Source organism: Williamwhitmania taraxaci, from assembly GCF_900096565.1.
In the GTDB taxonomy this organism is placed as follows: Bacteria; Bacteroidota; Bacteroidia; order Bacteroidales; family Williamwhitmaniaceae; genus Williamwhitmania; species Williamwhitmania taraxaci.
This window is the reverse complement of the sequence record NZ_FMYP01000112.1, coordinates 1-6,813: the sequence shown is the minus strand read 5'-3', so window position 1 is coordinate 6,813 and position 6,813 is coordinate 1. Positions and strand designations below refer to the sequence as shown.

Sequence of the window (6,813 nt, the reverse complement as noted above, 5' to 3'; positions counted from 1 at the left end):
CTCGGCGCATTCGCCGCCGCATAAAACCAGCATGAGGTAGGATCGAAACAAATCACTGTAGGAATACTGTGCCTTAACTCCCCGAATGCCAAGCGTTTGGTCTATGGTGTCGTAAATAGAGGCCTCCCGGATAATTTTGTCTGCAAAATTTATTCCGCCAAAAGAGTTGATGGTGTCGCTAGAATATGTAATTTTCATCCGCTACGATGTTTTCACCTAAGTAGGTGAAAATATTTTAATCGGGAAAGCCTTGTGATGATTATTATTACAGGGGTTCCCGATTATTTTATGCTTTTATGTTGCGGATATAAGGTAATAGTTTAATTCGGAGTTTTGGGCCGCCCATGTGAATGTCCGGCCTTTTTTGTGCCATAACCGTTTCTGCTGTTTTTCATTTTTAGGATCAGTTATCATCCGTATTGTAATAAGGTTGCGTTTTATATCTCTTTGTATGTTAACTACTATAGCGTTCTTTAGAGCAGCTTGGGATATGTGGTTAACCCGTCAATAATTTGGACGCAAATAGTCAGTTTCTCATTAGTTAAATTTATCTTGGCACGAATAAATATTTCAAAGGGTTGAGTGCTGTTCAGGATTGAAGCGAGTGAGTTACTAATAGAATTGGGCTATGGCGTTTTCGGGATTATCGAAGGAAGATCTTCAAAACCAAGTGGAGCGTTTGCAGAAGGAGTTAGATGCTACGAAACTTTCTTACACCAACGATTTGGCGGAGATGGAGGAGGTTCAGTCGGCATTGGTAGAGCGTGAACGGAATTTTCGTGAAATATTCAACTCTTCCAGTGATGCCATATTTATCCACAACAGCCAAACGGGAAAGATTGTGGATGTGAACGACACCATGCTCCACCTCTATGGCTATTCAGATAAGTTGGATGTGCTTGCATGTAATATGGGCGACCTGAGCGATGAGGAGGCGGGCTATACCAATGAACGCGCACAGATCATGATTCAGCGAACCCTTACCTCAAAATCGAAAACTTTTGAATGGAAGGCACGACGGAAATCGGGTGAAACATTTTGGGTAGAGGCAACCCTTCAGCCTACCACAATTGGGGGCGTACGTAGAATAATGGCTACGGTTCACGATCTCACTACTCTTTATTCGCATCGTGAGGCATTACATTCAATAGAATCGAAGTATAAAAATCTTTACCTTATGCTGCGCATGATGTGCGATAATGTGGAGGATATGCTTTGGGCAAAGGATTTGAATAACTGCTACATCTTCGCCAACAAGTCTATGTGCGAGAAGTTGTTCAATGCTGAGGACACGAAAGAGCCAGTTGGGAAAAACGATATGTTTTTTGCCGAGCGAGAGAGGGAGCGTCATCTGGACAATCCGGAATGGCATACTTTTGGAGAAATATGTCGTGATACTGATTCTATTGTACTTGAGAATAAGCGCACCGAAAGGTTCGATGAGTATGGCAACGTAAAGGGAGAGTTCCTCTTTTTGGATGTATATAAGTCGCCCTTCTACGACGAGCAAGGAAATATTATTGGCACAGTTGGCAGTGGCCGAGATGTTACCCACGAAAAGGTGCTTGAAAAGGAGTTTGAGCATATGCAAGAGTTGGTGGTCGCCAGTGAGGAGAAATACCGACAACTTGCCGAAATGGCTAGCGATATTATTGCTATGACTTCCCTCTCGGGAAAAGTAACATACATGAACCCGGCCGGATTGACGTTGGTCGGTTTGTCCAACGAGGAGTCTGTTCATAAATCCTTATTTGATTTAATCCCAGAGGAGTATCATCAAAAAATACAAGACGGTATTTATGAGCGAATGTCGGGAGCCCTCGAACCACACCTTTACGATGTGGAGATCATAGACGCCAGCGGGCGGCGAGTGCCGTTGGAGGTAAACAGTTCGCCCATAATTGTGAATGACAAGGTTATGGGGATGATTACTATTTCGCGCGATGTTTCAGAGCGAAAACGCGCTGCGGAGGCATTGCTGCAAAGCGAAGAAAAGTTCCGAAATCTATTTGATTCCATGCCCAACGGGTATTATCGTTCCACGGCTCAGGGATCTTTTTTAGATGTGAATCCTGCGTTTATAAAAATGCTGGATTATGACAGTCGCGAGGAACTGCTCGCCGTGGATATTCCAACCGAACTCTATGTTAAGCCTAGCGACCGAGAGGATATTATTACCGAAAACAAAAATTTTACCTCAACAGACGAAACCTATCAACTAAAGACGAAAAGCGGACGCATTATCTGGGTAGAAGATAGTGCTCGATACATTAAAGACGATGCAGGTAATGTTCTTTTTTGTGAGGGTATATGCCGCGACATTACCGAGCGGGTGGAGGCTGTGGAACAGCTGCGCAAAAGCGAGGAGCGCTTTCGTACCCTAGTTGAGTCGTTCCCCGATCCTATTGTCGTTTATATTGAGGGTGTAATTGTATTTATTAATGAGGCGGGACTGAAATTCCTCAGGGCAAGCACTCCCGATCAAGTTGTAGGTAGGCCCGTATTGGATTTTGTTCACCCCGACTCGGTGGTCCATTCCAAAGCGCGGATCGCTATGGTCGCTAAGGATAGAAAATCGTCCCTGTTGGCAGAAGAAAAGTTTCTACGCATGGATGGCAGCGTAGCCAACGTCGAAATAGTTACCATTCCTACGCTCTACGATGGGAAACAGGCCGTTGCTACCATTGCACACGACATTACCGCTCGCCTTCAAGCCCAGGAACAAATCATTAAACTCACCAAAGGCATTGAGCAGAGTCCTGTTTCGGTGTTGATCACCGACATTAACGGAATTATTGAATATGTGAATCCGCACTTTTGCAAAGTTTCCGGCTATTCTGCCGAAGAGGCCATCGGGAAAAAGCCGAACATACTCAAATCGAACGACAACGTATCGACTGATTATAAAGAGTTGTGGGAAACAATACTCGCTGGCAACGATTGGTGTGGGGAGTTCTACAATAAGAGCAAGAACGGTGATGGTTACTGGGAGTTTGCTTCCATTTCCCCCATAAAGAATAGTAAGGGAGAGATAACCCACGTTATTGCGGTTAAGGAAGATATTACTGAGCGGAAGCATGCGGAGCTTAGGCTTCAAGAGCAAACGGAAGCCATCCAAGTTCAGAATGAAGAGTATTTGGAAATAAACGAGGAACTTATTCAGACCAATGCGGCCTTGCACTTGGCAAAAGAGCATGCGGAGGAGAGCGATAGGTTAAAGTCGGCTTTTCTCTCCAATATGAGTCACGAAATTCGAACCCCAATGAATGCAATTATGGGCTTTTCGAAATTGCTGTGCGAGCGGGAAATCGATAGTGAATCAAGGATGGAGTATGCCCAGATTATAACCAATAGCGGTATTCGTCTACTCAATACGGTGAATGATGTGCTCGATATCTCGAAGATCCAAGCCGGACTGATGGTGGTGAACAAACAGGAGTTCTATCTCGAAAAGGTATTTAAGGAACTTTTCGTGCTATACCGTAATAATTTCATGACCAACAGCGTTGAGTTTACCTATCAGTTGGATGTGGCACTGGAGCAATCGCCCATTTACTCCGATGAGCAAAAGGTTTACCAAATATTGAACAATCTTCTTAGCAATTCCATAAAATTTACCCCAGCAGGTAGTGTAGTGCTTGGAAGTAGGGTAAGTGGTGATAGCGTAGAGTTCTATGTTAGCGATACCGGTGTTGGGATTTCGAGGGATCACCAAGAGTTGATTTTCGAACGCTTTACGCAAGAAAACATGACCTATTCCAGGGGACATGAAGGAACAGGACTTGGCTTGGCTATTTGTAAAGGGTTGGTGTCGTTGCTAGGAGGTGAAATTTATCTAGAGTCGGAGAAGGGCAAAGGATCAACATTTATTGTGTCCCTACCGTTTTACCCCGTCAGGGATTTAACGGTAAAAGATATAGCAACTTCCCCACCCATATCAACATTATCGCTTGAGATAGCCGCCACCATACTTGTGGCTGAAGATGATGATTTTAGTTTTTTGCTGGCACAAAAAATCCTAAGCGCCAACTCAAAATTGGTGGTTTTGCGGGCACGAAATGGGCGCGAAGCTGTAAGTATCTGCCAAGGAAACCCGGCAATTGCATTAGTTTTTATGGATGTAAAAATGCCAATAATGGACGGCTATGAAGCCGCTCGACGCATCAAAGAGATTAATCCGAAGATCCCAATAGTAGCCCTTACTGCTTATGCCCTATCCGGCGATAGGGAGCAGGCACTCAATGCCGGTTGTAATGACTATCTCGCCAAGCCATACAGCGACGATGAGTTACTTCAAATGGTGGCAAAGTTTATTGTGAAGAAGTAGGTGAGACGCTTTGTCGTGTAGTACTAATTTTACGGAAGTTTTCTGTAGATTGGTTGCTGATCTTTTATGTATTTAGCATGCAGTTAAAGGTAATGCTGAGTATTACTCTTCTATGTTAATCTGAGTAATCTGTGGTTTGGTTTTATTCATTATCAAATTAATTCCTACCTTCGTAATACGTTCTTTGAAGGGCGTGGACCGCGTATTTATAAAACTACAAAAGGTGTGACGGTTGTATGGATTTGTAATCTGTGTATTGTGGAAACTAGAATAGATTTTATTCTTTAGAATTATGACATATAGCTCAAAATGTGCAAGCGGATTTTTTAGTATGGCTATAATACTTGCCTTATTGTTGACAAGTTGTAATCGTGACCAGTTAGACGGTTGTTTGATGCATCTACATGAAATAAACAAACAGATTGGGGCGGATGGCTGGCAAGTTGCTCAGAAGTTTAAGGTTGATAAGGTAACCACCTATAGTTTAAAGAAGGAGGTGGCTGATACTTCTTATCGTTTGAGTTTTTCCATAATAAAGGAAGGAGCAATAATGTCTTATAGTTTGGGTGATTTTATTAAATCATACAAAAACGACACCGTATATGTTGAAATGGCACTACTGAATCAGGATACTTTGTATTTGTTTACTAGAAAAAACACTGAAATGGCTGAAAATCCTAGTGGCGTTATTGATCTTAGTAAGATTGAGTTTTTATTGGGTAAATACTACTATTTGTATTCCCATGGCAAATTGTCCTGGAATCAGCAAATGTATTTCGAGGCATACCGGGATTCATTAATAAATGTAAGAGGCAATAGGTTGCCTGTTTTAAATGAGAAATGAGATGTTACTATATGGAGCAATCTCAAACCATAAGAACCGCCCAAAATTCTGGGGTGATTTTTGCTTTATAGGGTAGCAGCGTTTTTCTGGAAGAAGTCCTTGAACTGGTTCTTAACCCTGTCAGGGTTTGTTGCCAAACCAGCCGAACCAAGTTGGCCCTTCCGGCTAAACGCCATAACCCTGACAGGGTTATCGACAGTGACACTATTGACCATTTAATTATAGAATAGCACATCTAAATTATTCTCAAATTAGATGCTTTCTTCGCTACACGTTCTTTGAAAGACCGGGCCGCTTCCTAAGCGTGGACCCAATGGTGGGCAACCCCCTGAGCGCGCAGGACTACAACGGCTACTCCTACTGCGCCAACAACCCCTTGAAGTACACGGATCCGAGTGGGTATACCTACCTTTCGGTAATGCTTGAGCGAGGTGGCGTATTTGCTTACAGAGGTTCGTATATAAACGGAGGCGAAGGTAATTCAGGAGGGGGAGGCGGCAGTTCTAGCTATGGCTTACCCTGTTGTGGTGACAACGGTAGCGGTGCAGGCGGATACTATTACGATTATACATCTGGAACTTATAGATCTACCTCAAGTTTAGGTGTGGTGTCGTTTGATGAGGTGAAAATAAATTATGTAAGCCGATATGGGAAGGATTGGACAACGGGAGGCATCCAGTATCTTAGAAACCAGCAATACAGGAGAAACTCAGGTAGTTTTGCCCTATCTATAATGGCTAATCTTGGCAGCCAATTAATTGGGGCTTATACCGGTATACCCAATATGTCGAGAGGCGGACAGCTTGTTGGTTTTTATCATTGGGCTCCTGTTTTTGAAAGTTCCACTTTTAATAATGGAGGTGGCGGTATAACAATTCCTCCATTGGGTATTTGGGTAGGCGAAGGTGTTTTTAAATCAACAGAGAGTATAAATCAAACACTTATGGCACATGAGTATGGTCATTGGCTACAGTTTTGGACAACGAGTCCTGAATACTTTTATGAAATAATAGCCCCAGCAAGTTTTTTCTTTGCAATAACGGGAAATAAAGCTGGTTGGTGTGAAGTTAATGCAAGTATTCGGGGTTTTCAATCATTAGATAAACCAATAAAGTGGGACTATAATAACTTTCCATTACATAAATAAATTATTATGAGACTAAAAATAACTTTACTTCAAAGTGTTGCAACTATCTTTGTATTCTCTTTATTGTTTGGCTGTGATCCGGCAGATAGTAGATTGAGAATCGTTAATAACTCAGACACGGATATTTACTTCTTTTATACATTTAATGATTCGTTGAAAGATCTGGAAATACTCAGGAATGGTTACTATAGGAATTCACTACTGTCCGACTAAACTCTAAATATTCATTTATTGCCTCTGCATCCCAATAAATACAGGCAACGATTTTGATTATTAGAAAAGCACCCCTCAGAAAATAAGTTTAATTTGACCGTATAAATCTGGCGAACCTCGCTTATTTAAGTAGTCCCGCTTGGTGCTGCGGAGCAGCTCAAAAACATCGAGTAGGCTGATCAGGTGTATCCGGACTAGCGTTGCCACCACCGAAAATGCTTTCTGGGTGTTGGCCATCTTTTGGATCACGGTCATGAGCAGCTGGGCGATCAGCGTGCACCA

Annotated in this window: 5 protein-coding genes and 1 pseudogene; 3 read left to right on the top strand and 3 right to left on the bottom strand. The window is 42.7% G+C overall.

The genetic code is table 11. From position 1 onward, the window contains the following. On the bottom strand, window positions 1-198 hold a 198-nt coding region (locus tag BLS65_RS16825; protein WP_394331464.1), incomplete at its 3' end, for a hypothetical protein. A 430-nt stretch (window positions 199-628) separates the two neighbouring features. On the opposite strand from BLS65_RS16825, the gene BLS65_RS16820 reads away from it, so the two are divergent. Next, window positions 629-4,327, top strand: coding sequence for a PAS domain S-box protein (locus tag BLS65_RS16820; protein WP_092440971.1), 3,699 nt, complete (start codon window positions 629-631; stop codon window positions 4,325-4,327). Window positions 4,328-4,721: 394 nt separating this feature from the next. Continuing rightward, complete coding sequence (locus BLS65_RS16815) at window positions 4,722-5,171, top strand: hypothetical protein (protein ID WP_092440970.1); 450 nt, start codon at window positions 4,722-4,724, stop codon at window positions 5,169-5,171. A gap of 65 nt (window positions 5,172-5,236) precedes the next feature. Here BLS65_RS16815 and BLS65_RS18495 read toward each other — a convergent pair whose 3' ends face one another. Next, a complete protein-coding gene (locus BLS65_RS18495; protein WP_170830184.1) occupies window positions 5,237-5,386 on the bottom strand; it encodes a hypothetical protein in 150 nt (49 codons plus the stop codon). Window positions 5,387-5,484: 98 nt separating this feature from the next. Here BLS65_RS18495 and BLS65_RS16810 point away from each other — a divergent pair, with 98 nt between their 5' ends. Then, entirely contained in the window at window positions 5,485-6,318 is an 834-nt protein-coding gene (locus tag BLS65_RS16810; RefSeq protein WP_092440969.1) for an RHS repeat-associated core domain-containing protein, read from the top strand. Between the two features lie 288 nt (window positions 6,319-6,606). Here the strand turns inward: BLS65_RS16810 and BLS65_RS18490 are convergent. Continuing rightward, window positions 6,607-6,813, bottom strand: a pseudogene (locus tag BLS65_RS18490) (hypothetical protein); the annotation flags it as partial.